Origin of the sequence: Janthinobacterium sp. 13, assembly GCF_002749695.1 — a bacterium.
GTDB classification, from domain to species: Bacteria; Pseudomonadota; Gammaproteobacteria; order Burkholderiales; family Burkholderiaceae_D; genus Janthinobacterium; species Janthinobacterium kumbetense.
In genome coordinates, this window is record NZ_PEEQ01000001.1 from 596,224 (window position 1) to 618,065 (window position 21,842).

The window sequence follows — 21,842 nt, forward strand, 5'->3', positions numbered from 1 at the left end:
CATTCTGCATGTGTAAAAATATGCACTCAAGTGAAATTAATGCATAATTCCTTTGCAAAAATGCACAGGGAGGGTTTGCCATGCTCGATTGGGACAATGTACGGGTCTTCCTGGAACTGACGCGCAGCGCCGGCCTCGTCGATGCGGCGAAAAAGCTGGGCATCGACCATTCCACCGTGTCGCGGCGCATGCGCAAGTTCGAGGAACAGGTGGGCACGCAGCTGTTCGACCGCAACTACGTGGGCTACCAGCTGACGCCCGAAGGCCACCGCCTGATGGAATACGCGGAAGCCATGGAAAGCACGGTGTTTGCCGCCACCGAGGAACTGGGCGAACACAATCGCCTGCTGTCGGGCCAGGTGCGCCTGGGCGCTACCGAGGGCTTCGGCGCCATCGTGCTGGCGCCCCACCTGGCGCAGTTCTGCGGCAGGTACCCGCACATCAGCGTGGACCTGATCGCCGTGCCCCGTTTCGTCAGCCTGTCCAAGCGCGAAGCGGACGTGGCCATCTCCATCGAGCGCCCCCTGTCCGGCCCGTATGTCGTGACGAAGTTGTCCGACTACCGCCTGAAACTGTACGCCACGCCAGGCTACCTGGCGCGCCACGCGCCGATCACCAGCGTGGCGCAGCTGGCGCAACACCCGATCATCGGCTACGTGGACGACCTGGTCTTCAGCGCGGAGCTGCGCTACATGGATAACGTGGCGCCCGATTCCCTGCGCGCGTTTCGCAGCACCAGCGTCATCGCCCAGTACCACGCGGCGCGCGCGGGCCAGGCGCTGGCGATCCTGCCCTGCTTCGTGGCGCAGCAATCGAACGAACTGGTGCCCGTGCTCGACGGCGAGATCGACCTGCTGCGCGCCTTCTGGATGATCTCGCCCAGCGAGCGGCGCAACATCGCCCGGGTCAGCGCCCTGTGGAACTACCTGCGCACCGCCATCGACCTCAATCACGCCTACCTGATGGGCGAAACGGCCACGCCCAGCTGGCCAAGCTGACTGCGCGCTACACTGTCGCCACAAATGAATAAGGGAGAACGCCATGCTGATGGATGCAAACCAGGCCGTTTTGGTCATTGTCGACCTGCAAGGCCGCTTGATGCCGGCCATCCACGATGCCGGCCTGGTGCTGGCACAAAACCTGCGCCTGGCGAAGATCGCCCGCCTGCTCGACGTGCCCGTGCTGGGCACGGAACAGAACCGCCAGGGGCTGGGGCCGAACGTGGAAGAGATCGCCGCCCTGTGCGAACGGACCTTGCACAAGACGCATTTCGGCGCCTGTTTTGATGGCTTGCAGGACATGCTACCCGCCGGGCGCAGGCAGATCGTCGTCACCGGTTGCGAAGCGCATGTGTGCATGCTGCAGACGGCCATCGGCCTGCTGGAACGCGGCTATGACGTGAGCATCGCCATCGACGCCGTCGGTTCGCGCCAGGCCGCCAGCCGCGACGCGGCGCTGGCCCGCCTGGACAAGCTGGGCGCCCACCTGGTGACGGTCGAGATGCTGGCCTTCGAATGGTTGCGCGACTGCAAGCACCCGCGTTTCCGCGAAGTACTGGCGCTGATTAAATAATACGCGAGGTTTAAGCCAGATCAAGCCCTTCGGCGGCCCATTTGCTAGCTTGGTAACAGCGCCGCCATTGCGAGCGGCGCGCCGTCCATCTCAGCAAGGGAACCATCATGGCCTATATCCTGCGAGGCAAGCTGTGCGGCTTGATCTGCGCCGAGTGTCCTGAAGCCTTATCCCACGTCATCGTGCGCCTGTACCGGCCGCGCGCGTCGCAAAACGTCACGGCCCTGGCCGTGGCCAGCGCCAAGGAAACCTTCGCCATCCTCACCGATGACGAAGTGCAGGCCAAGGCCCCCTTTCTGCTGGCCGAAACGCGCACGGACGACGATGGCAACTACAGTTTTACCCTGGCAGGCGATTACCAGGGCGAGGCCGTCGAAGTCGATATCCTGTGCCCTACCGTGCCGCATCTGAAACCGGGGCCGAAAGGCCCCGTGCCGCTGCAGTTTTCCATCACCACGCTCCAGCCGCGCTGGCGCCAGGCCGACAATGATTTCCTCGCCGTCTGGGACTATTGCCTGCCGCAACGCTTCTGGTGCCTGGTGCGCGCCCGCTTCGGCGCCTGGACCATCTGCGGCCGGCTGCGCACCTGCGATGCGCCGCATGCGCCGATCGCCGGCGCCACCGTGCGGGCGTTCGACGCCGACTGGCTGCAGGACGACGCGCTGGGCCAGGCGATCACCGATGCCGGCGGACGCTTCCGCATCGATTACCTGACGTCCGACTTCACCTTGACGCCCTTCTCCCCATTCATCAACGTGGAGTTCGCCAGCGGGCCCGACGTGTATTTCACGGCGCAGCTGGGCAGCGTGACCATCCTGTCGGAAACGCAGGCCAACGGCCGCCAGCCGGGCCGGGAAAACGTGGGCCACTGTTTCTGCGTGGAATTGTGCTCGAAAGAAGTCTTGCCGCCCGACGTGGAAGGCGTGCCGCACTGGCAGCAGGTGGAAATCTTCGACATCCACCCGTTTCCCTCGCTGGCGGGCTTTTCCCCGCAAGGCTATGCGGGCGGCGCGGGCGCCTCGTATGTCTTCGCCGGCGGCGTCACCCTGAAGGGCAATTGTCCGCTGCGCAACAGCGCCATCCCCGCCAACCCGCTCGAATACCGCTTCCTGATCGGCGAATGGTCCTGGCCCGGCGGCACGGACGACCCCACGGCGCTGCCCACGGTGGCGCCGGCCAGCCTGGCGCCGTTGACGCAAGTGCTGGGCACGCATGTCGGTTATGTGTTTTATACGAATGGACTGGGCCTCGCCGATTCGGCGCCCGTCATCGTCGATGCGGGCGATCTGCAAGCGGGCGGCTGGATACGGGTGGACGGCAAGCCCGTCACGGTGGACATGCGCGACGGCACGACGGCCATCGTCAACGTAGCGCCCAACATCTTCCTGCGCACGTTTGATTTGCTGACGGTGAACACGCCGGCCATCACCAGCCTGCATCCGGCCAAGCTGCCGGGCGGCTTGCCCATCCTCGACGCGGGCCGCAGCCTGACGGCGGCCGAAAGCGAACCGATACGCCGCTACCGCCTGGGCTTCGAAGTGCGCGACGGCATCAGCCTGGCGCAGGTGGCGACGGACGGGCTCGACTCCATCGTCTTCGACAATTCGCCCGTCATCGTGGCGCTGGATCTGGAAGAGCTGCGCAGCAATGCCTGCAATCCCATCGCGGGCGGCCTCGTGCATATCCTGTACACGATCGACCATCCGCATTTGCGCTTTTTCAATATCACGATATCCAACAACAACGGCATCCAGCATCCGCCGCCACCGCTGCCGGCCGCCAGCTTTACCCCACCGCCGCCACCGAGCAACTATCTGTTCCGCGGCGGCGCGGGCGGACCGCATTTATCGGGCAACAATGGCGGCTTCCCCGTCAACGTGGCGCTCGATCCGCCGTGCGCCTACCGCGTGGCGATTGCGTGGCAGACGCGGCATTACCTGGCGTCCAGCCACAGCATCGACAGGCTGTACTGCAAGTAGGCATGCTTCAGAAATAGCGCACCCACGCCCGTTGCGAAGTGCGCTTGTAGTGGGCAAACGCGCGACAGGGAAAGTACAGCACGGGCATCAGGGCCAGCGCGATCAGCCACACTTGCCAGATGTGCTCGACGCCATAGCGGGCACCGTGGTTAACGCCCAGTACGGCCGTCAAGGCGAGGCCGATGGCCAGCAGCAGGTATAAATGCAGCAGATAGTAAAACATGGGCGCGCCGCCAAAGGTGGCGCACGCCCGCGTGAACCAGTTATCGACGCTTTCCAGCCAGGCCAGGCCCAGCAAACCCAGGCCCAGGGTGAACAGCAGGAAATCCAGCGACGGCGGATACTTGGTGAAGTTCAGCACGCTCATGGCCGTGCGCAAGGCCGTGTCGCCCGCCACCCAGGGCAGGGTTTCACCATAGAGATTCAAACCGCGCAGCACGGCCAGCAGCAGCAAACTGCCGCCGCCCAGCGCCAGCAACAGGCGGTGCCGTCCTTCGACAGACCGGCCGCGCGCATACAGGGGCCCGGCCACATAGCCGAGCACGATCACGCCTATCCATGGCAGCAGCGGGTAACTGACCTTGATCTTCATGGCGCCGTCCGCCACCAGGTAACCCCGTTGCAGCAGCACCGTCAGCGCGTAATAGGCAAAGCTGCCCTCTTCCGCGCGCAAGCCGGTGAACAGATGCTGCCCCGCGATGATCGCCACGCCCAGCAGCGCCAGCACCTTCAATGGCAGCCGGTGCAGCACGGCCAGCGCCATCATGGCCAGGCCGATGACCCAGATCACCTGCAGATACAGCACGGCCGGCGGAAACGCCCCGCTCCAGGCGAAGTTGACGAACACCAGTTCCAGCAGCACCAGCAGCAAGCCCCGCTTGAACAGGAAACCACTGGCGCTGCGGGGTCCGGCCGCCGGATGCGCGTACAGCCAGGCGGACAGACCCGTCAAAAAGACGAACATGGGTGCGCACACGTGGGCCGCCAGGCGGGTGAAGAACAGGGCCGGATCGACGCTGGCCGCATCCATCGGGTCGCTCACCTGGTGATGTAAAAAGACGGTTTCGCGCACATGGTCGAACAGCATGATCAGCATGACGAGGCCGCGCAATACGTCGATGACGGCGATGCGGGCGCGCAAGGTGGTAGTAGAAGTCGATGTCATGGCGATAGCTTAAAAACGGTAGTGCGCATTCAGGGTCAGCGTGCGCTCGGCCCCCGGCGCCACCCACAGCTGACTATAGGAACTCGCATAGTAGCTGCGGTTGAACAGGTTTTCCACGTTCAAGGCCAGGCGCAGTTTGGCGTTGGGCGAATACGAGGCCAGCAATTTGGCCGTCGTGTAGGCCGGCAAGGTAAAACTGCTGCTGACGGCGACGTCGCCCAGGCGCTCGCCCACGTACTGCACGCCGCCGCCCACGCTGGCCATGCCCATACCCAGCGCGAACCGCTGCGTGGCGAGGACATTGGCGCTGTGGCGCGGCACGTTGGCGAAGCGGCTTCCCGTCACGATCGTATTGTCGCCGCGCGTGACGCTGGCGTCCGTGTACGCATAGGCGCCCGAGACGCGCAAGCCGCGCGCCACTTCGCCCGACACGTCGACCTCCACGCCACGGCTGCCCACCTCGCCCGCCGCGATGGCGAAGTCCGTGTTGGCGGGATTCGTCGTCAGCACATTGCGCTTGCGGATGTCGTACACGGCCACGGTGCCTGTCAGCTTGCCCGTTTCCAGCTTCGCACCCAGCTCATACGAGCGGCTGCGCTCGGCCGGGAAAGCCTGGTTGGCGATGCTGATGCCGCTGTTGGGCCGAAAGCCCTTCGCCGCGCTCGCGTACAGCGACCATGCCTTCGATGGCTGGTAGACGAGGCCCGCGCGGGGGCTGGCGGCCGACAGCGACTGGCGGTTGCTGACATTCAGGCGCTTGTTCGTCACGTCCTGCGTGTACGTATCGTGGCGCACGCCGACCAGCGCCTTCCACTGCGCGCCCAGGTCCACCTGATCCTGCGCATACAGGCCACGCGCCCGTTGCCCTTCCTGCGTATCGATGGACAGGGCCAACGGATCGGCCTTGCCGCCATACGCGGGATGGAAGATATCGATGGCATAGGCGTTGGCGGCGGACGGATTGCGGCGCAGCTGTACCCGGTGGTCGTCGAAATGATAGGCGTCGACACCGGCCAGCACCTCGTGCGCCAGGCCCCCCGTCCTGAACTTGCCCAGCAACTCGACGCGGGCCGACGCGTCGGTGGCCGAGAAATCGCGATGGCGGCGCTGGCGGCTCAGGGTGCGGCCATCGGCCAGCAGCTTGTTCGCCTCGGTCGAATAGCCGGTCAATTCGCTGTCGCGGTAAGAAACGCCCGCCTGCACCGTCCAGTCGTCGGACAGCGCGTGGTGGAGGAACAGCTGCTGCCCCAGCGACTTGACCGTCATGGGGCCGTCGCCCGGTTCGCCCAGGAAGCGCGAGACGGGGACAAGTCCCAGTTGGCCATTGACGGCCACCACGCCCCGGTCGAACGGCGCGCGCTGCCGCACCGCTTCGATTTCATACGACACGGTCGTGTGTTCGCCCAGCAGCCAGAGGAAGGAAGGCGAAAACAAGCTGCGTTCGACCTTCAAGGTATCGCGGAAGCTGTGCCCCTCTTCATGCGCCGCGTTGAGGCGGTAGGCGATAGTGCCGCTCAACGGCCCCGTCAAGTCGGCGGCGGCGCGGCGCGTCTGGAAACTGCCCAGTGAAAAATCCGCGCCATATTCGGGCGTGAATTTCGGCTTTTTCGTCGTGATGTTCACCGTGCCGCCCGGCTCGCCCCTGCCATACAGGGCCGAAGCGGGGCCTTTCAGCACCTCCACCGCCTGCGTATTGCCTCCGTCGCGCATGCCGTTGTAGCCGCGGCTGCTACTGAAACCGTTGACCATGTAGTCGGAACCGAAATTCGGGTCGCCCGTGAAACCGCGCATGGCGTAGCTGTCCCACAGGCCGCCCAGCGGGCTTTGCTTCGCAATGCCGCTGGCCAGGTCCAGCGCGCCAGCCAGGGTCGTCACGCCCGCGTCGCGCAGCAAGTCGCCGGTGAGCACGCGCACGCTTTGCGGCAAGTCCATCAGCAAGGCATCCGTCTTGGTGGCGCCCGTGGCCGACAGGCTGCGGTAGTGCTGGCGCTCGGCCTTGACGGTGACGACATCCAGCGCAGCGGGCTTGTCGGCGGCAGGGTCAGCCGCCAGCACCAGGGGAGAGGCGGCGGCAAGCAAAAGCGCCACGGGGCGGCGGTAAAACACGGACATGGGATTCCTGACAATGGGCAATTCAATGCAATAGGCTTGCATTATAATTGATAATCAATTCTCATTAAAGATTTCATGGAAAATCTGCGCCAAGAACTCCACGGACACTGGCACCTTGGCCATGGGCGTGACGACCGTTCACGTCGGCGTAACGGTGTCTGGCAGCGCGCGGCAAGCTGGTGGTGGATGTGGCCGGCTGAACGCCGGCTTGTTACTGGCAGGTGGAAGCGTTAATATACAAGGATATACTTGCATATCAAGATGAGGCCGGGCATGCGTGAAAAACTGGAAAAACTGCTGGCGCAGGGGCGCGACAACGCCCTGCTGCGCTTTGGCCTGGGCGATGCCTGCCTGAAAGAGCATGACGCGCAGCAAGCGGCCCTGCACCTGACGCAAGCCACCGCGCAGCAACCGGGCTATTCCGCCGCCTGGAAGCTGCTGGGCAAGGCCTTGCACCAGCTGGGCCGGCTGGATGACGCGCAAGCCGCCTGGATCACCGGTATGACGGTGGCCCAACAGCAAGGCGACTTGCAAGCCGTCAAGGAAATGACGGTATTCCTGAATCGCCTGCAAAAACAGCGGCAGGCGGCACAGTAAAAACGGCTTAGTGCGCGTGCGCCGCGCCCTTCGCGTCAAGAGGCAGCGCCTCGCCCCGCTCCTTCGCCAGGCGCTTGGCCAGCAAGCCGTCCGCTTCGGCCGCATAGGCACGGCAGGCGCTGGCGTCGATCAGGGGATTGTCCGTGCCGCTGCGTCTGGCGGCCTTGCCCAGCACGTCCGTCGTGCCCGGATGCACGGGGATGATGATGTCGCATGGCAAGGCCGCCACCTTGGCGATGCTCGCTTCGAACGAGGCCGAAATATCTGGCGAACCTCCCTTGCCCTTGCCCGTATAACGGAAATCGCCGCTCGCATACGGGTTCAGGCTGTCCGCATACACGACGTCCAGGCAGCGGTCGCCTTCGCACGAGGTCCACGTCCACGTCGTGCCGCCTGGCGTGTGGCCCGGCGTCATGTGGGCCGTCAAGGTCAACGGTCCGACCTTGACGGTATCGCCCTCGCCCACCAGGCTGACCTTGCGCACCTTGGCGACGTGCACGACGGGATTGGCCTGGTATTGCGGATCGTCCTTGCCATTCGTGCCGCTTTGCAGGCCAAGGGCGCCCGAGGCGCTGGCCATCACGGTGGCGCCGCTGGCCCGTTGCAGTGCTGCAATGCCGCCCGCATGGTCCCAATGGGCATGCGAATTGAGGATGACTTTCACGTCCTCGATGCGAAAGCCCAGCGCCTGGATATTCGCGATGATCAGGGGTGCCGATTGCGGCAGCGCGCCGTCGAGCAGGATATGGCCCTGCGGACTCGTCACCAGCACGGCGGACAGGCCGGCCGTGCCCACGTACCAGGTATTGCCAAAGACATTGAACGGCTTGACGGGCGCGTTCCATTCCTTGCAACTATCACAATTAACAGGTTTATCCTGCACCGGTGCGGGCGTCTTCGCCTGCACCGCGCCAGCCGCCATGGTCGCAACCGTAGCCAGCATCAACTTCGCCAATAGTGTCATCTTCATCTCCAGAGTGTCAAAAAGAAGGGCGCCCGCACCGGCGCGCCCGGGGGGGGGTATCAATGCATGCGGCCGGTCCTGTCGGCCAGGGTGTCGCGGATGTGTCCGGCGTCGAGCGAGCGCCGCTGCGCGCCGGCGGCGTCCAGCAGCACCACGGTGACGTGCTTGCCGCCGCTGCGCATGCGCATCGTCAGGCAGCTGCCCGCCGCGTTGCTGCTGCCCGTCTTGGACAGCAAGATGTCCCAGCCCTTGCCGCCCACCAAGGGATTCGTGTTGTGCAAGGTGCGCGTCCTGCCATTGACGGCCACGCTCGCCTGCGGGTGGCTGGTGATGCGCGCGATGTCCGGATAGCGCGCGGCTGCCGCGACGATCTTCGCCACTTCGCTGGCCGTGGACGTATTCGCCGGCGAACTGCCGACCGGGTCCGTCAAGGTGGTGCGGCGCAAACCCAGCTGGCGTATCTTCGCCTGCAAGGCGAGGTGAAACGCCGCGCTGCCGCCCGGATAGGTGCGCGCCAGCGCGGCGGCGGCGCGGTTTTCGGATGGCAGCAGCGCCAGTTGCAACAGCGCGCCGCGCGACACGGCCACGCCCTCGGCCAGCAGGCTGTGGCGCTGCATGGAAGCGTCGCCATCGGCGCGCACGATACGCAGCTGTTCCTCCGGGTCGAGGCCCGCATCGAGCACCACCATGGCCGTCATCAGCTTGGTGATCGAGGCGATGGGCACGACGGTGTCCGCATCCTTCGCCATCAGCACCTTGCCGCTGGCGTCATCGAACACCAGCATGTGTTTCGCGCTGACGGGCAAGGCCAGCATGCCGGAGGCGGCCTCGGCCAGGGTCGCCCCGTTGACGGCGGGCTTGCCCTGCACCTGCAGCAGCAGGGTGGCGCAAGCCAGCAACAAGGCGGGCACGGCCAGTTTCCAGCCGGCCGTGTCGGGACCGGGCGCCATCAGGCGTTCTATGCGCGTCAGCAAGGCTCCGCCCCGTGCCGACATCAGCAAGCCGGAATGCTGCGGCACGGCAGCGTGCAGGGATAGCGCATGCAGCGCCGTGGCCAGCTGCTGCGGGTCTTGCAGCGCTTGCGCCGCCAGGGCGTCGGCCACCTGTTCCCGTTCGGCCCGCATGCGCGCCGACACCCACCAGACGACGGGGTGAAAAAACAGCAGCGCCTCGGCCACGCTTTGCAACAGGTTGACCAGGTAATCCCAGCGCCGCACGTGGGCCAGTTCATGCGCCAGCAGCGCTTCCAGCAAGGCGACGGGCATGCCACTCAGCAAGGCGGCCGGCAGCAGGATGACGGGGCGCCAGAAGCCCACGGTGACGGGGCTGGCCAGGCCCGCATGCAATTTCAGCGGAATCGGGGCACTGCGGCGCAAGCCCATGCGCTGCGCCAGCGCATCGAGGCGGCCTTGCCAGATGGCCGGCGCCGCCACCGCCTGGCGGCGCAGCTTGCCGACCCAGGCCAGGCCCAGGCACAGGCGCAAGCTCATCAGGGCAACGCCCGCGCCCCAGGCCAGCACCAGGGCCGGCATCCACGCTTGCAGCGCGGCACGCCAGGCGGGCGGCGCATCCACCGGCAGCCGGGCCGGCGAGACGCCCGACAGCAGAGACAGCAGGTGCACAAAGGGAATGCACAGGCACAACAGCAACGCCAGCGCGCAGACGGCATAGCGCCAGCGCGCACTGGCGTGGCGCAGCAGCCGGAGCAATACGGCAGATACGGCGCCGACGATCAAGCCCTGCCAGACGAAATACAGCAAGACCCAGCCCAGCGCGGGGACAAGGTTGCCCACATCGATGCCGAGGTGCATGTCCACGTTCATGGCGCCTTGCCATCCTTGCTGCTCAGGATTTTTTCAATTTCCAGGCGTTCCGCGTCGCTCACGTGCTCGCGCAGCGCCGTCAGCACGAGCGCCTTGCCGGAACCGGAAAACACCTTGCCGATCAAGTCCTTGAGCAAGCTGGTCTGCAGTTTTTCCTGCGCTTCGACGGCCGCATACAGCTGCGGCCGCTGGCTTTCATCGCGGCTCAGCAAGCCCTTGCCATGCATCAATTGCAACTGGCGCAGCACGGTGGCGTAGCTGGCGTCGGCACGCTCCGCGGCCAGGGCGTCATACACGGCGCGGGCGTCGGACGGACCGCGCTGCCACAGGATGCGCAGCAGGTCCAGTTCGGCGGCCGTGGGATGGGGAGTGGAGGTATTTTTTAGCATGACGCTAGAATACCCAGTCTAGAACTCCTTGTCTAGAACTTTCTTTCTAGATTGCCGGCAAGCCTAGAATTCGCGCAAGCGGTCGAACAGCTCCAGCAAGGCCGCCTCGTCGACGAGCGCGGCCCCCTGCCCGCCCGCTTGCTGCAATTGCTGCCGCAGCTGCGCCAGCAGCTCGGCCAGCACCGTGTAGATTTCCTCGCGCTCGACCGTCTCGATGATGCTGGCGCGCCGCTCGATCTTGTTGAATGCCTCCACATAGGCGGCGACCATCGCTTCCAGCGCGGCAGCAGCGGCCGTCGCCTCCATGGCCGCATCGAGGCTGCGCGTCACGGCCAGCATGTTCTTGTAGGCCAGCGCCGCCTTTTTCGCATACGCAGGGGGAATTTGCTCGCGGCCATCCCAGTCGCGGAACGGGTTGAGCAGGTTTTCAGCCAGCCATTCCGGCTTGCGCGCCTTGGTGAGCGACAAGTCCAGCCCCTGCGCCGCCGCTTTCTTGTAGCCGGCCTTGATGGCCTTGGCGACATCGGCTGGCAAGCTGGTCAGCCACAAGGCCGACAGCTGCGGCAATTGCGCGGCCGATGGAAACTCCTCCGCCGTGAAGCCGAACAGGTCATAGGTGGTGAACGTCCGCAGCTGGGCCAGCTGCGCAAGGCTGGCCATCTGCGACGCCATTCCCGGTTTACCCCAGATGCGCAAGGATGTCAGATGGGGAAAACGCCGCGCCACTTGCGCCAGATCAACTTCCTTCATGCCGATCAGCGACAGGCCGCCCAGCTGGCCGAGGCCGTGGAACGGCGGCAGAGCGTGCTTGCACTGCAGTGTCAGGTGGCGGCCATCGGCGCCATCTTCGATGCGCAGCGCCGGCGATGGCGCGCTGTCCAGCGCGAGAAGGTTCAAGCCTTCGTTCAAGACGAGGCTGGTGACGCCATCGGGCTGCAGGATCAGGCGTTCCAGGCCGCTGCCGCTGAAATCGAGCGCATGCACCGTCGATGATTGCCAGTCCAGCTCATTGATGAAGGGATTGCCTTGGATAAACTCCATCAAGGCTTGCGTGCCGTTGCCCGTCTCGATCGACATCAGGCAAGGCAGTTGCTCCAGCTCGGACACGTCGCCCAGCGCCTGCAGGACGCTGTCATTGATTTTCGTCGCGTCCTGGCGGAAGACCTGGCCACCCAAGGTCACTTCACGCTTGTCCGACGCGGCCTTGAACTGCTGGCGCCGCAGCGGATCGATGCGCTCCCAGTTGCGCTGGCGCAGCACGCTGTCGCCCACGTACCAGGCGCTGCGGTAGCTGTTGACTTCCACATCCACCAGCGGCGCGACATTGCCAACGAGCGTATAGCCAGGCGGCACGTTCGCCGTGGCATAGCAGTGATCGTGGCGATTGTTCCAAAAGAAATAATCGCACAGCAGCGGCCGCATGGCTTGCACGGCCGCCGCATCGGGCAAGGCGTCGCCGGTCCAGTCCAGCTCCAGCACGGCAGCTACCGGCCTGGACGAGGATGCATCCTTGATGCGGGTGACCTGGCAAGCCACATACTGCTGCAGCTCGCGCGAAAACACACTGTAAACATCTCCAACATTCGCTAGCACGCAACTTCCTTTTCAAAACACCTGACGGTCGAATGTTGAAAGATAGCAAAAATGACAGCGCGATGTCGTCCTGTTCAGTCCGCGTGCAGCTTGTGGTGCATGCGGCGCAGTCCCAGCCACACGGCGGCCGCCACGAACGGCACCAGGGCGCCGACGAGGATTTCCGGATTCACGGGCAAGCCCAGCACCTTGGCCGCCTTGCCCGTGTAGCTGAACAGGCCGATCACGTAATACGAAATGGCGGCCACGGACAAGCCTTCCACCGCTTGCTGCAGGCGCAGCTGCTGCGCGGCGCGGGCGTTCATCGATTGCAGGATTTGCCGGTTCTGCAACTCCTGCACGATGCCCACGCGCGTGCGCAGCAAGTCATTCGTGTTGGCGATGCGCTGGGCCATCGCTTCCTGGCGGCTGGCCATCGCTGCGCACGTATTCATGGCGGGCGTCAAACGGCGGTCCATGAATTCCTCGACCGTGGGGATGCCTTCGATGCGCACTTCGCGCAACTCGTCGATGCGCGCCTTGACGAGGCCCATGTAGGCTTTCGAGGCGGAAAAACGGTAGCTATTGTCGAGCGACAGCTTTTCAATGCGGGCCGCCAAACGCGTGATGCGGTCGAGCAAGGTTTGTTCGGCCACGCCTTCGTCGGCCTTGACCAGGCCAGGGGCGTCGTCCGTGTCCACCATGGCGGCCGCCAGGGTCGCCAATTCATTCTCGATGGCGTTCAAGGATGGCGCCGCCTGCATGGCGTAAGGCAGGCCCAACAAGGCCATCATGCGGTAGGTTTCGATTTCCAGCACGCGCTGCACCAAGCGGCCCGACTGCTGCGAACGCATGCCCGCGTCGCGGATGACGAAACGGCTGAAGCCGTCGGACTGGATGGTGAAATCCGTCCACAATTCTCCGCCCTGCAATACCTTGCTGCCCGCCAAGGTATTGCCTTCGAACACGCGCGACAAGCCCTGCATGAAGATCTCGGCCGGCTCGGTCGCTTGCTCGAGCACCACGTGCGCCGCCACCATCAGCTTGCCCTTCAAGCCCGCCAGCCATTGCTGCGGCAATTGCGCCAGCGGCATGCGCTCGAACGCCTGCTCCAGGGGCACGGCGGTACCAGGATGCTCGGCGAAGGTGAACGTGGCAAATTCCGTGTGGCATTCCCATTTCAGGCGGAAGCGGCCGAAATCGTAGTAAAAATACTTGGCTTCGGTGCTTGGCGGCGTGACGCCGAAATGCGTGCACAGGGCCGCCAGGGTGGCGTGCTGGGCCGCCATATTCGACGCACCGGGCGCCGCGCTGTCATCTTTATATACGGCCAGATGGGTGATCAGCTCGGGGGCGTCGAGCTGCAAGAATGGCCGCGAGTGGATTTCCGCGGCCAGCGGCACGCGCAAGGCGTGGTTCAAACTGGAGTTAATCAAGTGCATGATAGCCAAAGGTAAAGTTGCAAAACTGCTTAGACCCGCGCGGGTCTGATTGTCACAGTGTAACAAAGCAGAAAGCATGCCATCCTTTTCAAACTCCGCTCATGCCGTTTTGGCAACTCCCATCGCGCCCTGCGCCGCGTCCTGGCGCGTGCCCAGCCACCAGAAAAACGCGGCCAGCGCCACGGCCGAAGCCTGTCCCAGCGCCAATTTCAATGCGCTGTCGAACAGCAACGGTGCGACAAAACCGGACACCAGCGCAAACACCAGCATTTGCACGAAGTTTTGCAACGAGGCGGCAAGGCCCCGCATCTGCGGGAAGATGTCGAGCGTCGACATGGTCATGCCCGGCAAGGCCAGCGACATGCCGAACGCGTACAGCATCACGGGCGCGACGGCGAACGGGATGCTGGCCGCGAACCAGTGGTTATATGCAATATTGAGCGCGCCCGTGGCGGCCATGGCCAGCAAGCCCCAGCGCACCAGCACGGTGCTTTTCACCGCATGGGCCAGCTTGCCCGACAGCGCCGAACCGCCCACCAGGCCCGCCACCATGGGGATGAACATCCAGCCGAACGCCGTTTCCGGCAAGCGCAGCAGTTCCAGGATGAAATGCGGCGCGGACGCGATGTACAGGGCAAAGCCGCCAAAGGCGAAGGCCACGGCCAGCGAACGCAGCAGGAATGCCCGGTGGCGCAAGGCCAGCCAGTAATTGCGCGCGATGTTGCCTGGGTGGAAGGATTGGCGTTGCTCGACGGCTAAACTTTCCGGCAAGCCTTTCAGGCAGGCGAGCGCCAGCAGCACGGTGACGGAAAACGTGAACACGAACGTCGATTGCCAGCCATAGGCCACGTGCAGCCAGCCGCCGATAATGGGCGCGATGGCGGGTGCAATGCCGAACACCATCATGATATTGGCCAGCATCTTTTGCGCTGCCGCGCCCGACAAGCTGTCGCGCACGATGGCTTGCCCGATCACCCTGCCCGCCCCCGCCGAAGCGCCCTGCATGCCGCGGAAGAACAACAGCCAGCCAAAGCTGGGCGCGAACGCGGCGCCGATGGAGCCGACGGCAAAGATCAGCAGCGAAGCGAGGATCACGGGACGGCGGCCGAAGGAGTCGGACAAGGTGCCGTAGAACAAGGTCATGAAGGCATAGGCGGCCAGGTAGACGCTCAGGGTCTGCTGCACCAGCACGCTGCTGACGTCGAAATGCGTGCCGATCGCGGGAAACGACGGCAGGAAGGTATCCGTGGCGAACGGGCCCAGCATGGCCAGCCCCGCCAGCACCAGGGTCAGCTTGCGCGCCTTCATGCGAGCGCCTGCGCGGCATGCTGACGGCGCAAGCCATCGAGGGCGGCCAGCGAAAACGCGGCGACATGCTGCGCAATGCTGGCCGTGCCCGCCTCGTCATAGGTGATTTCCGGCGCCACCAGTTCATGCACGATGCGCGACCGCGCGTAGAACACGGCCTGGCCGATCACGCTGAACACGCATTTCTGCACCACGTCCGCCGGCATGGCCTGCCCCACCACGCCACGGATCAAGCCCGTAAACAGCGCATGGTGCGCGCGCACATCGCGGTCTGCCAGCATGTGGATGGCGGCCGTCGGCTCGATCAGTTCGCGCGCCACCAGGCGGCTGAACAGCGAAGCCGGTCCCGGACGCAGCATGTCGAATACCATCGACTGTATCGCCAGGCGCAACTGTTCCACGGGCGCCACGGCCGCCGCAGGGCCGGCTTCCGGCGCCGCAGCGGCCGAGGCACGCGCCAGCGCGCGCGCATGGTCGAAGGCGGCCAGGTACAGCTCTTCCTTGCCATGAAAGTAATAATTGACCATCGCTACGTTGACGTGGGCCGCTTCGCAAATCCGGCGCACGGACGCGAGCCGGTAACCTTCGTCGGCAAACAGCTGGGCCGCCGCTTGCAGGATGCGCGCGCGGGCCGGTTCCGTTTCCTGGTCGCTTCTCTTTTCTTCCGTCATGCCATTCCCATCGTTTAAACAGCTGTTTAATATTGGATGGGATTATATCAAACAGCCGTTTAACTTTCAGGCGGACGCAAAAAAGCCCGGCGAACCGGGCTTTTCAAGGGCGTATCGACAGCTTAATGCTTCATGGCCGGCATCGGGGCCGAGGCGGCGCCCAGCGGACGTGCCACGGCATTGACTTCGATGGTTTCGCGGCGCTTGTCCTCGCCTTCGACGACGAGGGTCAGCGGAATCTTGTCGCCCGCCTTCACCTGTCCTTTGAGTTCCAGCAGCATGACGTGGTAGCCGCCCGGCTTCAATTCGACGGCTTTGCCGGCTGGCAAGGCGATTTCCTTGACCTGGCGCATGCGCATCATATTGTCCGTCATGCTCATTTCGTGGATTTCCGCCACGCCCGCCACGGGCGAGCGCACTTCCAGCAGGCGCATGGCTTTCGGCGCCGTGATCTGCATGAAGGCGCCCGTGGCCTTTTGCTGCGGCACGGTGGCGCGCACCCACGGGTCGGTGATTTGCACGGACGTCTGGGCAACGGCGGAGAAGGACAGCACGGTCAGGGCCGCGGCCAGCAGGGTTTTGACATGGGTCATGATTATTCCTTTCGTGATAGTTACAAGGTGTATTTCGATTTCATCAAGGTCTTGATGTCTTGCACGCACTCGTCGCCCGTCAACTGGTGCTTCAAGCCCAGGCGCATGCGCCCCTCGTTATCGAGCACATAGCTGATGGCCGTGTGATCCATCGTGTACGAGCTGCCGCTGGGCACGCGGCGGTAGAAGACCTTGTAATTGAAGGCCGTCTGCGCCGTCGCCTGCGGGTCCGTGCGCAAGCCGAGGAAGCTGGGGTCGAAGGCGCGCATGTATTCGCCCAGCAACTCGGGCGTATCGCGCTCGGGGTCGATGCTGATGAAGATCACTTGCAGCTTGTCGGCATCGGCGCCCAGCTTCTGGCGGATTTCCAGCGCGCGCGACAACGCTGTCGGGCAGACGTCCGGACATTGCGTAAAGCCAAAGAAGACCATCACATACTTGCCCTTGAAGTCGGCCAGGGTGTAGACCTTGCCGTCGGGGCCGCTCAATTTGAAGTCGGGCTTGTAATCGCCTCCCGTCAAGTCGAGGCCGTTGTAATGGGGTTTGGGCGCTTGTTCGCAAGCGGCAAGCGTGAGCAATCCCGCCGTGCCGGCGAGAAGGAAAAGACGACGTTTCATGGCATTCTGGCCCGATGGGCGTAGTGGATACAGTTAAGACGTGGAAAGCGTGACGGCTGCGTTCAGGCAGCCGCAGGGGGGCCGCGCGGGCTGGCGGCCAGCCACGCGAACGGGGCCCGCGGCGCCTGGTAAAACAGGGGCGGATACAGGTCGTGGCCCGTGATGACGGGCAGCGTCGATGACGACGGCGGCGGCAAGCCCACGCTGCCCGCATGGCTCATGCAGAACGGGCAATGTTCGATGTGGTGCAGCACGGAATCGGTGGTGGACTTGGCGGCCGGCGCCAGGTCCGCTTGCGTGTAGACGGCGCCGCTGGCCGAGCAGATCTCGACGGCGGCATTGTTCGCGTTGGCGTGCAGCGAGGCAAACGCATACGACAGGGATGGCGACAGCGCATTGAGCAGTATCGCCAGGCAGGCGAACCACATATGCCACTGTTTGCGCTTCAATAATGATCCCATGGCCCCGATTATAACGGAGTCTGGCTATCCGGGCGCCTGGCCGCGCAGGAACAGGCTGGGACGCACGCCCGCCACGTCCACGCAGGCGTCGCAAAACGCGGGGATCGAGGCAAAGCCGGAACCGGCCGCCACTTGCGCCAGGTCGCGTTCGCCGTCTTCGTCGTCGGCATCCGCTTGCGCCGCCGTGTGCAGCGCGTGCGCCAGGCGCTGTTCGCGCACCAGACTGAGCAGTGCCTCGCCCTCGGCAAACAGGCGCGCCCTGGCCTTGTGCGGCGTCACTTGCCACAGGGCCGCCAGGCGGGCCGCCGTCCACTTGCCTTGCGGCGTATCAAAGATGTGCTGCGCCAGCGCCTGGCTCCAGCGCTTGCCGCCGCCGTGGCCGCCCTCCGCCTCGTCGCCTTCCAGCGCCAGGGTGAACACGGCCGGCTTGCCCCGCCCCGGCATCACGTCGCAGGCGAAGCGCAAGAAGGCGGGCACGACGAAACTGTCGCCGCTGGCCAGTTTCTTGGTGGCGATTTCATTGTGCAAAGTCACAAAACCCTGGCGCACGGTAACGCGCAGCCGGAGCGGAAAGCGCAAGCCCAGCAAGTGCAAGGGGTGATCGGAAACGAGGGCCATGCGTCAGGTCAAGGTGGTGAACGAGCCGCCAGCATGCCACACATCGCGCGCCGGGTCTGTCATCACAGCGACGCCACGCCGTAGCGGCGCAAGCCGTCGAGGTCGACGACGCGGATGGATTGGTAGGCGATGCTGATCAAGTTCAGTTCGGCCAGATGGCCCAGCGCCTGATTCACGCGCTGGCGGGAAATGCCCGTCAACAAGCCGATTTCTTCCTGCGACAGCTCAAGCACGCTGGACGTGCGCGGATATAACATGGGGTGGAACAGTTGCGCGATGGCTTGCGCCACTTGCGCGTCGACGGCCAGCAGGCGCTGGTTCTGGATGGTGGCGATGAATTGGCCCATGCGCTCGTTCAGCTGGCGGATGACGAAGGCATTGAAGGACAGGCTCTCGGCCAGCAGCAGGTGAAACAGTTCCACCGGCACGAGGAGGATGCTCGATGCGCGCACGGCCACCACGTCGTAGCGGCGCAGTTCGCGCTTGAGTACGCTGCCCTCGCCGCACCAGCCGCCGGCCGGCACGCCGGAAAACGTGGCGCCGCGCCCATCGGCATTGTAGACGGCCAGCTTGATCAAGCCCGTGTGCACGCCGATCCAGTGCGCCGACGGTTCGCCGCGCCGCGTGATGAAGGCGCCCGCCTCGTAATGCCGCAGCACGCTGTCGGCGCGCAACAGGGTCTGATGCCGCGCGTCGAGGGCCGTGAACCAGTCATGGCTGTCGAGTTCTGGCACGGCAAGGCCTACACTATCGTTGCTATCCATTCCACCCTTCAGTTGTCACTAAGATGACAGTGATTTTCCAGCACCGGTGCTATGCTAACCGGTATCAATCCCGAAACAGGGAGCTATAGAATTTTATTTACCAGGAGACAAGCATGACACCTGATTTCAATACCGGCCTCGGCAAAAACAGCGCCAACTACGCCGCCCTCACCCCGCTCGACTATATCGCCAGGGCAGCGGCAGTATATGGCAATCGCCTGGCAATTGCACATGGCGCCGTGCGCCAGACGTGGCGTGAAACGTATGCGCGCACGCGCCGCCTGGCATCCGGTCTCATCAAACTGGGCGTGGGCACGGGCGATACCGTCGCCGTGATGTTGCCGAACACGCCCGCCATGGTGGAAGCGAGCTTCGGCGTCCCGATGGCCGGCGCCGTCCTCAACGCCCTGAACATCCGCCTCGACCTGGCCTCGCTGACCTTCATGCTGCGCCATGGGCAGGCGAAGGTCTTGCTGGCCGACACGGAATTTGCCGAGCTGGCGCGCCAGATGGCGGCGCAGATTCCCGGCTTGCGCGTGATCCAGGTCAACGACGTGCTGGGACCGGAAGTGGACGCCTTTTCCGACCTCGACTACGAAAGCGTGCTGGCCAGCGGCGACCCCGACTACGACTGGCAGCCGCCCGCCGACGAGTGGGACGCCATCGCCCTGAACTACACGTCCGGCACCACGGGCGACCCGAAAGGCGTCGTCTACCACCACCGGGGCGCGGCCCTGAACGCCCTGTCGAACATATTAGAGTGGGACATGCCCAAGCATGCCGTGTATTTATGGACATTACCGATGTTCCACTGCAACGGCTGGTGCTTCCCGTGGACGGTGGCCGCGCGCGCCGGCGTCAACGTGTGCCTGCGCAAGTTCGAGCCGAAGCTCGTGTTCGACCTGATGCGCGAATTGCGCATCACCCACTATTGCGCCGCGCCCATCGTGCACGCGGCGCTGGCCAACGCGCCCGCCAACTGGCGCGACGGCATAGCCTGGACCGTGCGCGGCATGGTGGCCGGCGCGCCGCCGCCGGCGGCCATGGTGGCGAAGATCGAAGCCATGGGTTTCGACCTGATCCACTCGTATGGCTTGACGGAAGTGTACGGCCCGGCCGCCATCTGCGCCGAGCAGGACGAGTGGGCGGCCCTGTCGCAGGAAGAACGCGCCGTACTCAAATCGCGCCAGGGCGTGCGCTACCACTTGCAAAGCGCCGTGGCCGTGATCGATCCGGAAACCATGCAGCACGTAGCGGCCGACGGCGAACAGATCGGCGAGATCATGTTCCGCGGCAACATCTGCATGAAGGGTTATTTAAAGAATGAAAAGGCGACGCAGGAAGCGTTTGCGGGCGGCTGGTTCCACACGGGCGACCTGGGCGTCATGTATCCGGACGGCTACATCAAGCTGAAGGACCGCAGCAAGGACATCATCATTTCCGGCGGAGAAAACATTTCCAGCGTGGAAGTGGAAGACGCGCTGTACCACCACCCGCAAGTGCTGGCCGCCGCCGTCATCGCCCAGCCGGACGAAAAATGGGGCGAGACGCCGTGCGCGTTTGTCGAGCTGCGCGAAGGCGGCACGGTGACGGAAGCGGAATTGATCGCCTTTTGCAAGAACAACCTGGCCGGTTTCAAGGTGCCGAAAGCCATTTACTTCGGCCCCCTGCCCCGCACGTCGACGGGCAAGATCCAGAAGTTCGAATTGCGCAAGCGCATGCAGTCGGACAAGGCCATCGACGTCTAGGTTTAGCCGCCTTTGCCTGTCAGCCACGCCGGCTGCGCCACCACCAGGCGCGAGAAGCTGGCGATGCTGGCCACGGCGGCGAAGCCTGCCGCCAGGCACAGCGCATACGTCGTGCCCCGGCTGGCGGAAACCGTGAAGCAATACGCGACCAGCGCCGCGCCCGTCGCTTGCCCGATCAGGCGCGACGTGGCCACCACGCCGCTGGCGCCGCCGGCCCGTTCGGGCGGCGCGCTGCCCATGATGGCTTTCAGATTGGGCGCCTGGAAGAAACCAAAACCGATGCCGCACAGGGCCATGCGCCAGCCGATGTCGAACACGCTGGGGTGGGCCGGTATCCACACCAGGGTCAGCAAGCCGCCGGCCAGCGCCGCCAGGCCGATGCCGCCCAGCACGCCCGGCGAATAGCGGTCGCTGAGCCGTCCGGCGACGGGCGCCATCACGGCCACCAGCACGGCCCACGGCGTCATCAAAAAGCCCGTCTCGACGGGCGAACGGCCCAAGGTGACTTCAAAATAAAACGGCAGCGAGACGAAGGCCAGCCCCTGCGCGGCAAACGTGCAAATGGCCGTCAGCGACGACAGCAAGAACAGGGGACGGCGGAACAGGTCGATCGGCAGCATGGGCGCCGCATGCCCCGCCTGGCGGCGCAGCAGCAAAATAAAGAACACCACCACCGCCACCAGTTCCGGCAGCAAGGTCGACAGCGCCGCGTGGTGGGCCGCGTCGCCAAACAATAAAATCAGCAGGCCGAAGGCGCCCACGTTGTACAGCGCCGTGCGCGCATCGAGGGTATGCCCGGACAACTTGGTGGCCGGCAGCATGCGGCTGGCGAGGAAGAAGCCGGCCACGCCCAGGGGTACATTGATGGCGAACAACCATGGCCACGACGCCGTCGCCAGGATCAAGGAGGCGGCCGTGGGCCCGATGGCGAACGCGACGGCCACCACCAGCGCGTTGTTGCCGAACGCGCGGCCCAGCAAGTGTTTAGGGTACAGGGCGCGCAGCAGCGCCGTATTGACGCTCATCATGGCGCTGGCGCCGACGCCCTGGAACAGGCGCGCCACCACCAGCGACGGCAAGGACCAGGCCAGCGCGCACGCGAGCGAGGCCAACGTAAACAGGAACATGCCGGAGATAAACACGCGCCGGTAGCCGGCGATTTCGCCCAGCGCGGAAAACGGCAGCAGGGTCGCCACCATGGCCAGCTGATACACGTTGACGATCCAGACGGAAGCGGCCGGCGTCGTGTGCAGCTCGCCGGCGATGGCCGGCAAGGCCGTGTTGGCGATCGCCGTATCGAGCGAAGCCATGCCCACGCCGATGGCCAGCGCCAGCATGGCCCATACACGGGCGCCGGGCGGCAAGCCGTCCTCGCCCACCATCACGGCTTGCGTTTGCTGCCGCATAGACTGCTGCATACACTACCTGTTCATCTTGCTGATCCGGC

Annotated in this window: 20 protein-coding genes; 5 read left to right on the forward strand and 15 right to left on the reverse strand. The window is 64.7% G+C overall.

The genetic code is table 11. The features are described 5' to 3' along the window. Window positions 1–80: 80 nt before the first annotated feature. The 3 genes from CLU94_RS02430 (at window position 81) to CLU94_RS02440 (ending at window position 3,551) form a co-directional block, all read left to right on the forward strand. Window positions 81–998, forward strand: coding sequence for a LysR family transcriptional regulator (locus tag CLU94_RS02430; protein WP_099664453.1), 918 nt, complete (start codon window positions 81–83; stop codon window positions 996–998). Window positions 999–1,041: 43 nt separating this feature from the next. Beyond that, window positions 1,042–1,572: an isochorismatase family protein gene (locus CLU94_RS02435; protein ID WP_099664454.1), complete on the forward strand. Its 531-nt coding sequence runs from the start codon at window positions 1,042–1,044 to the stop codon at window positions 1,570–1,572. 107 nt (window positions 1,573–1,679) lie between these two features. Then, window positions 1,680–3,551: a hypothetical protein gene (locus CLU94_RS02440; protein WP_218965269.1), complete on the forward strand. Its 1,872-nt coding sequence runs from the start codon at window positions 1,680–1,682 to the stop codon at window positions 3,549–3,551. 7 nt (window positions 3,552–3,558) lie between these two features. On the opposite strand, the gene CLU94_RS02445 is transcribed toward CLU94_RS02440, so the two are convergent. Then, on the reverse strand, window positions 3,559–4,716 hold the full coding sequence (locus CLU94_RS02445; RefSeq protein ID WP_180278563.1) for a DUF1624 domain-containing protein: 1,158 nt from the start codon (window positions 4,714–4,716) through the stop codon (window positions 3,559–3,561). Window positions 4,717–4,725: 9 nt separating this feature from the next. After that, the gene (locus tag CLU94_RS02450; protein ID WP_180278564.1) at window positions 4,726–6,828 is read right to left on the reverse strand and encodes a TonB-dependent siderophore receptor; all 2,103 of its coding nucleotides are present in this window, start codon (window positions 6,826–6,828) and stop codon (window positions 4,726–4,728) included. Between the two features lie 273 nt (window positions 6,829–7,101). Here CLU94_RS02450 and CLU94_RS02455 point away from each other — a divergent pair, with 273 nt between their 5' ends. Further along, the gene (locus CLU94_RS02455; protein WP_180278565.1) at window positions 7,102–7,425 is read left to right on the forward strand and encodes a tetratricopeptide repeat protein; all 324 of its coding nucleotides are present in this window, start codon (window positions 7,102–7,104) and stop codon (window positions 7,423–7,425) included. Window positions 7,426–7,432: 7 nt separating this feature from the next. On the opposite strand, the gene bla is transcribed toward CLU94_RS02455, so the two are convergent. The 12 genes from bla to CLU94_RS02515 form a co-directional block, all read right to left on the reverse strand. Continuing rightward, the gene (bla, locus tag CLU94_RS02460; protein ID WP_257218652.1) at window positions 7,433–8,368 is read right to left on the reverse strand and encodes a subclass B3 metallo-beta-lactamase; all 936 of its coding nucleotides are present in this window, start codon (window positions 8,366–8,368) and stop codon (window positions 7,433–7,435) included. 80 nt (window positions 8,369–8,448) lie between these two features. Continuing rightward, window positions 8,449–10,212: a M56 family metallopeptidase gene (locus CLU94_RS02465; protein WP_099664458.1), complete on the reverse strand. Its 1,764-nt coding sequence runs from the start codon at window positions 10,210–10,212 to the stop codon at window positions 8,449–8,451. Continuing rightward, window positions 10,209–10,601 carry a BlaI/MecI/CopY family transcriptional regulator gene (locus CLU94_RS02470; protein WP_099664459.1) on the reverse strand — a complete coding sequence of 131 codons (393 nt, stop codon included), beginning with the start codon at window positions 10,599–10,601 and terminating at the stop codon, window positions 10,209–10,211. The genes CLU94_RS02465 and CLU94_RS02470 overlap by 4 nt, the downstream gene beginning before the upstream one ends. A 63-nt stretch (window positions 10,602–10,664) precedes the next feature. Beyond that, the gene (locus CLU94_RS02475; protein ID WP_218965270.1) at window positions 10,665–12,164 is read right to left on the reverse strand and encodes a hypothetical protein; all 1,500 of its coding nucleotides are present in this window, start codon (window positions 12,162–12,164) and stop codon (window positions 10,665–10,667) included. 104 nt (window positions 12,165–12,268) lie between these two features. Continuing rightward, window positions 12,269–13,615: a DUF3422 family protein gene (locus CLU94_RS02480; RefSeq protein WP_099664461.1), complete on the reverse strand. Its 1,347-nt coding sequence runs from the start codon at window positions 13,613–13,615 to the stop codon at window positions 12,269–12,271. A gap of 99 nt (window positions 13,616–13,714) precedes the next feature. Beyond that, entirely contained in the window at window positions 13,715–14,923 is a 1,209-nt protein-coding gene (locus CLU94_RS02485; RefSeq protein ID WP_099664462.1) for a multidrug effflux MFS transporter, read from the reverse strand. Beyond that, window positions 14,920–15,594 (reverse strand): CerR family C-terminal domain-containing protein, encoded by a 675-nt coding sequence (locus CLU94_RS02490; RefSeq protein WP_099664463.1) that lies wholly within the window; start codon window positions 15,592–15,594, stop codon window positions 14,920–14,922. The genes CLU94_RS02485 and CLU94_RS02490 overlap by 4 nt, the downstream gene beginning before the upstream one ends. Before the next feature lie 122 nt (window positions 15,595–15,716). Beyond that, a complete protein-coding gene (locus tag CLU94_RS02495) occupies window positions 15,717–16,187 on the reverse strand; it encodes a copper chaperone PCu(A)C (RefSeq protein ID WP_099664464.1) in 471 nt (156 codons plus the stop codon). 20 nt (window positions 16,188–16,207) lie between these two features. Beyond that, entirely contained in the window at window positions 16,208–16,804 is a 597-nt protein-coding gene (locus CLU94_RS02500; protein ID WP_251351250.1) for an SCO family protein, read from the reverse strand. Window positions 16,805–16,866: 62 nt separating this feature from the next. After that, window positions 16,867–17,265, reverse strand: coding sequence for a DUF2946 domain-containing protein (locus CLU94_RS02505; protein WP_257218653.1), 399 nt, complete (start codon window positions 17,263–17,265; stop codon window positions 16,867–16,869). A 24-nt stretch (window positions 17,266–17,289) separates the two neighbouring features. After that, on the reverse strand, window positions 17,290–17,883 hold the full coding sequence (locus tag CLU94_RS28605; RefSeq protein WP_257218654.1) for a hypothetical protein: 594 nt from the start codon (window positions 17,881–17,883) through the stop codon (window positions 17,290–17,292). A gap of 62 nt (window positions 17,884–17,945) precedes the next feature. Continuing rightward, the gene (locus tag CLU94_RS02515) at window positions 17,946–18,647 is read right to left on the reverse strand and encodes a Crp/Fnr family transcriptional regulator (protein WP_099664467.1); all 702 of its coding nucleotides are present in this window, start codon (window positions 18,645–18,647) and stop codon (window positions 17,946–17,948) included. 113 nt (window positions 18,648–18,760) lie between these two features. Here CLU94_RS02515 and CLU94_RS02520 point away from each other — a divergent pair, with 113 nt between their 5' ends. Further along, window positions 18,761–20,395 carry an acyl-CoA synthetase gene (locus CLU94_RS02520; RefSeq protein WP_099664468.1) on the forward strand — a complete coding sequence of 545 codons (1,635 nt, stop codon included), beginning with the start codon at window positions 18,761–18,763 and terminating at the stop codon, window positions 20,393–20,395. A gap of 2 nt (window positions 20,396–20,397) precedes the next feature. On the opposite strand, the gene CLU94_RS02525 is transcribed toward CLU94_RS02520, so the two are convergent. Continuing rightward, window positions 20,398–21,813 (reverse strand): MFS transporter, encoded by a 1,416-nt coding sequence (locus CLU94_RS02525; protein WP_099664469.1) that lies wholly within the window; start codon window positions 21,811–21,813, stop codon window positions 20,398–20,400. Window positions 21,814–21,842: the final 29 nt, after the last annotated feature.

Excerpts from the sequence above, each read along its gene's own strand:
- CLU94_RS02430 (WP_099664453.1), top strand. The coding sequence starts at position 81 with ATGCTCGATTGGGACAATGTACGGGTCTTCCTGGAACTGACGCGCAGC.
- CLU94_RS02435 (WP_099664454.1), top strand. The coding sequence starts at position 1,042 with ATGCTGATGGATGCAAACCAGGCCGTTTTGGTCATTGTCGACCTGCAA.
- CLU94_RS02440 (WP_218965269.1), top strand. The coding sequence starts at position 1,680 with ATGGCCTATATCCTGCGAGGCAAGCTGTGCGGCTTGATCTGCGCCGAG.
- CLU94_RS02445 (WP_180278563.1), bottom strand. The coding sequence starts at position 4,716 with ATGACATCGACTTCTACTACCACCTTGCGCGCCCGCATCGCCGTCATC.
- CLU94_RS02450 (WP_180278564.1), bottom strand. The coding sequence starts at position 6,828 with ATGTCCGTGTTTTACCGCCGCCCCGTGGCGCTTTTGCTTGCCGCCGCC.
- CLU94_RS02455 (WP_180278565.1), top strand. The coding sequence starts at position 7,102 with ATGCGTGAAAAACTGGAAAAACTGCTGGCGCAGGGGCGCGACAACGCC.
- bla (WP_257218652.1), bottom strand. The coding sequence starts at position 8,368 with ATGCTGGCTACGGTTGCGACCATGGCGGCTGGCGCGGTGCAGGCGAAG.
- CLU94_RS02465 (WP_099664458.1), bottom strand. The coding sequence starts at position 10,212 with ATGAACGTGGACATGCACCTCGGCATCGATGTGGGCAACCTTGTCCCC.
- CLU94_RS02470 (WP_099664459.1), bottom strand. The coding sequence starts at position 10,601 with ATGCTAAAAAATACCTCCACTCCCCATCCCACGGCCGCCGAACTGGAC.
- CLU94_RS02480 (WP_099664461.1), bottom strand. The coding sequence starts at position 13,615 with ATGCACTTGATTAACTCCAGTTTGAACCACGCCTTGCGCGTGCCGCTG.
- CLU94_RS02485 (WP_099664462.1), bottom strand. The coding sequence starts at position 14,923 with ATGAAGGCGCGCAAGCTGACCCTGGTGCTGGCGGGGCTGGCCATGCTG.
- CLU94_RS02490 (WP_099664463.1), bottom strand. The coding sequence starts at position 15,594 with ATGACGGAAGAAAAGAGAAGCGACCAGGAAACGGAACCGGCCCGCGCG.
- CLU94_RS02495 (WP_099664464.1), bottom strand. The coding sequence starts at position 16,187 with ATGACCCATGTCAAAACCCTGCTGGCCGCGGCCCTGACCGTGCTGTCC.
- CLU94_RS02500 (WP_251351250.1), bottom strand. The coding sequence starts at position 16,804 with ATGAAACGTCGTCTTTTCCTTCTCGCCGGCACGGCGGGATTGCTCACG.
- CLU94_RS02505 (WP_257218653.1), bottom strand. The coding sequence starts at position 17,265 with ATGGGATCATTATTGAAGCGCAAACAGTGGCATATGTGGTTCGCCTGC.
- CLU94_RS28605 (WP_257218654.1), bottom strand. The coding sequence starts at position 17,883 with ATGGCCCTCGTTTCCGATCACCCCTTGCACTTGCTGGGCTTGCGCTTT.
- CLU94_RS02515 (WP_099664467.1), bottom strand. The coding sequence starts at position 18,647 with ATGGATAGCAACGATAGTGTAGGCCTTGCCGTGCCAGAACTCGACAGC.
- CLU94_RS02520 (WP_099664468.1), top strand. The coding sequence starts at position 18,761 with ATGACACCTGATTTCAATACCGGCCTCGGCAAAAACAGCGCCAACTAC.
- CLU94_RS02525 (WP_099664469.1), bottom strand. The coding sequence starts at position 21,813 with ATGCAGCAGTCTATGCGGCAGCAAACGCAAGCCGTGATGGTGGGCGAG.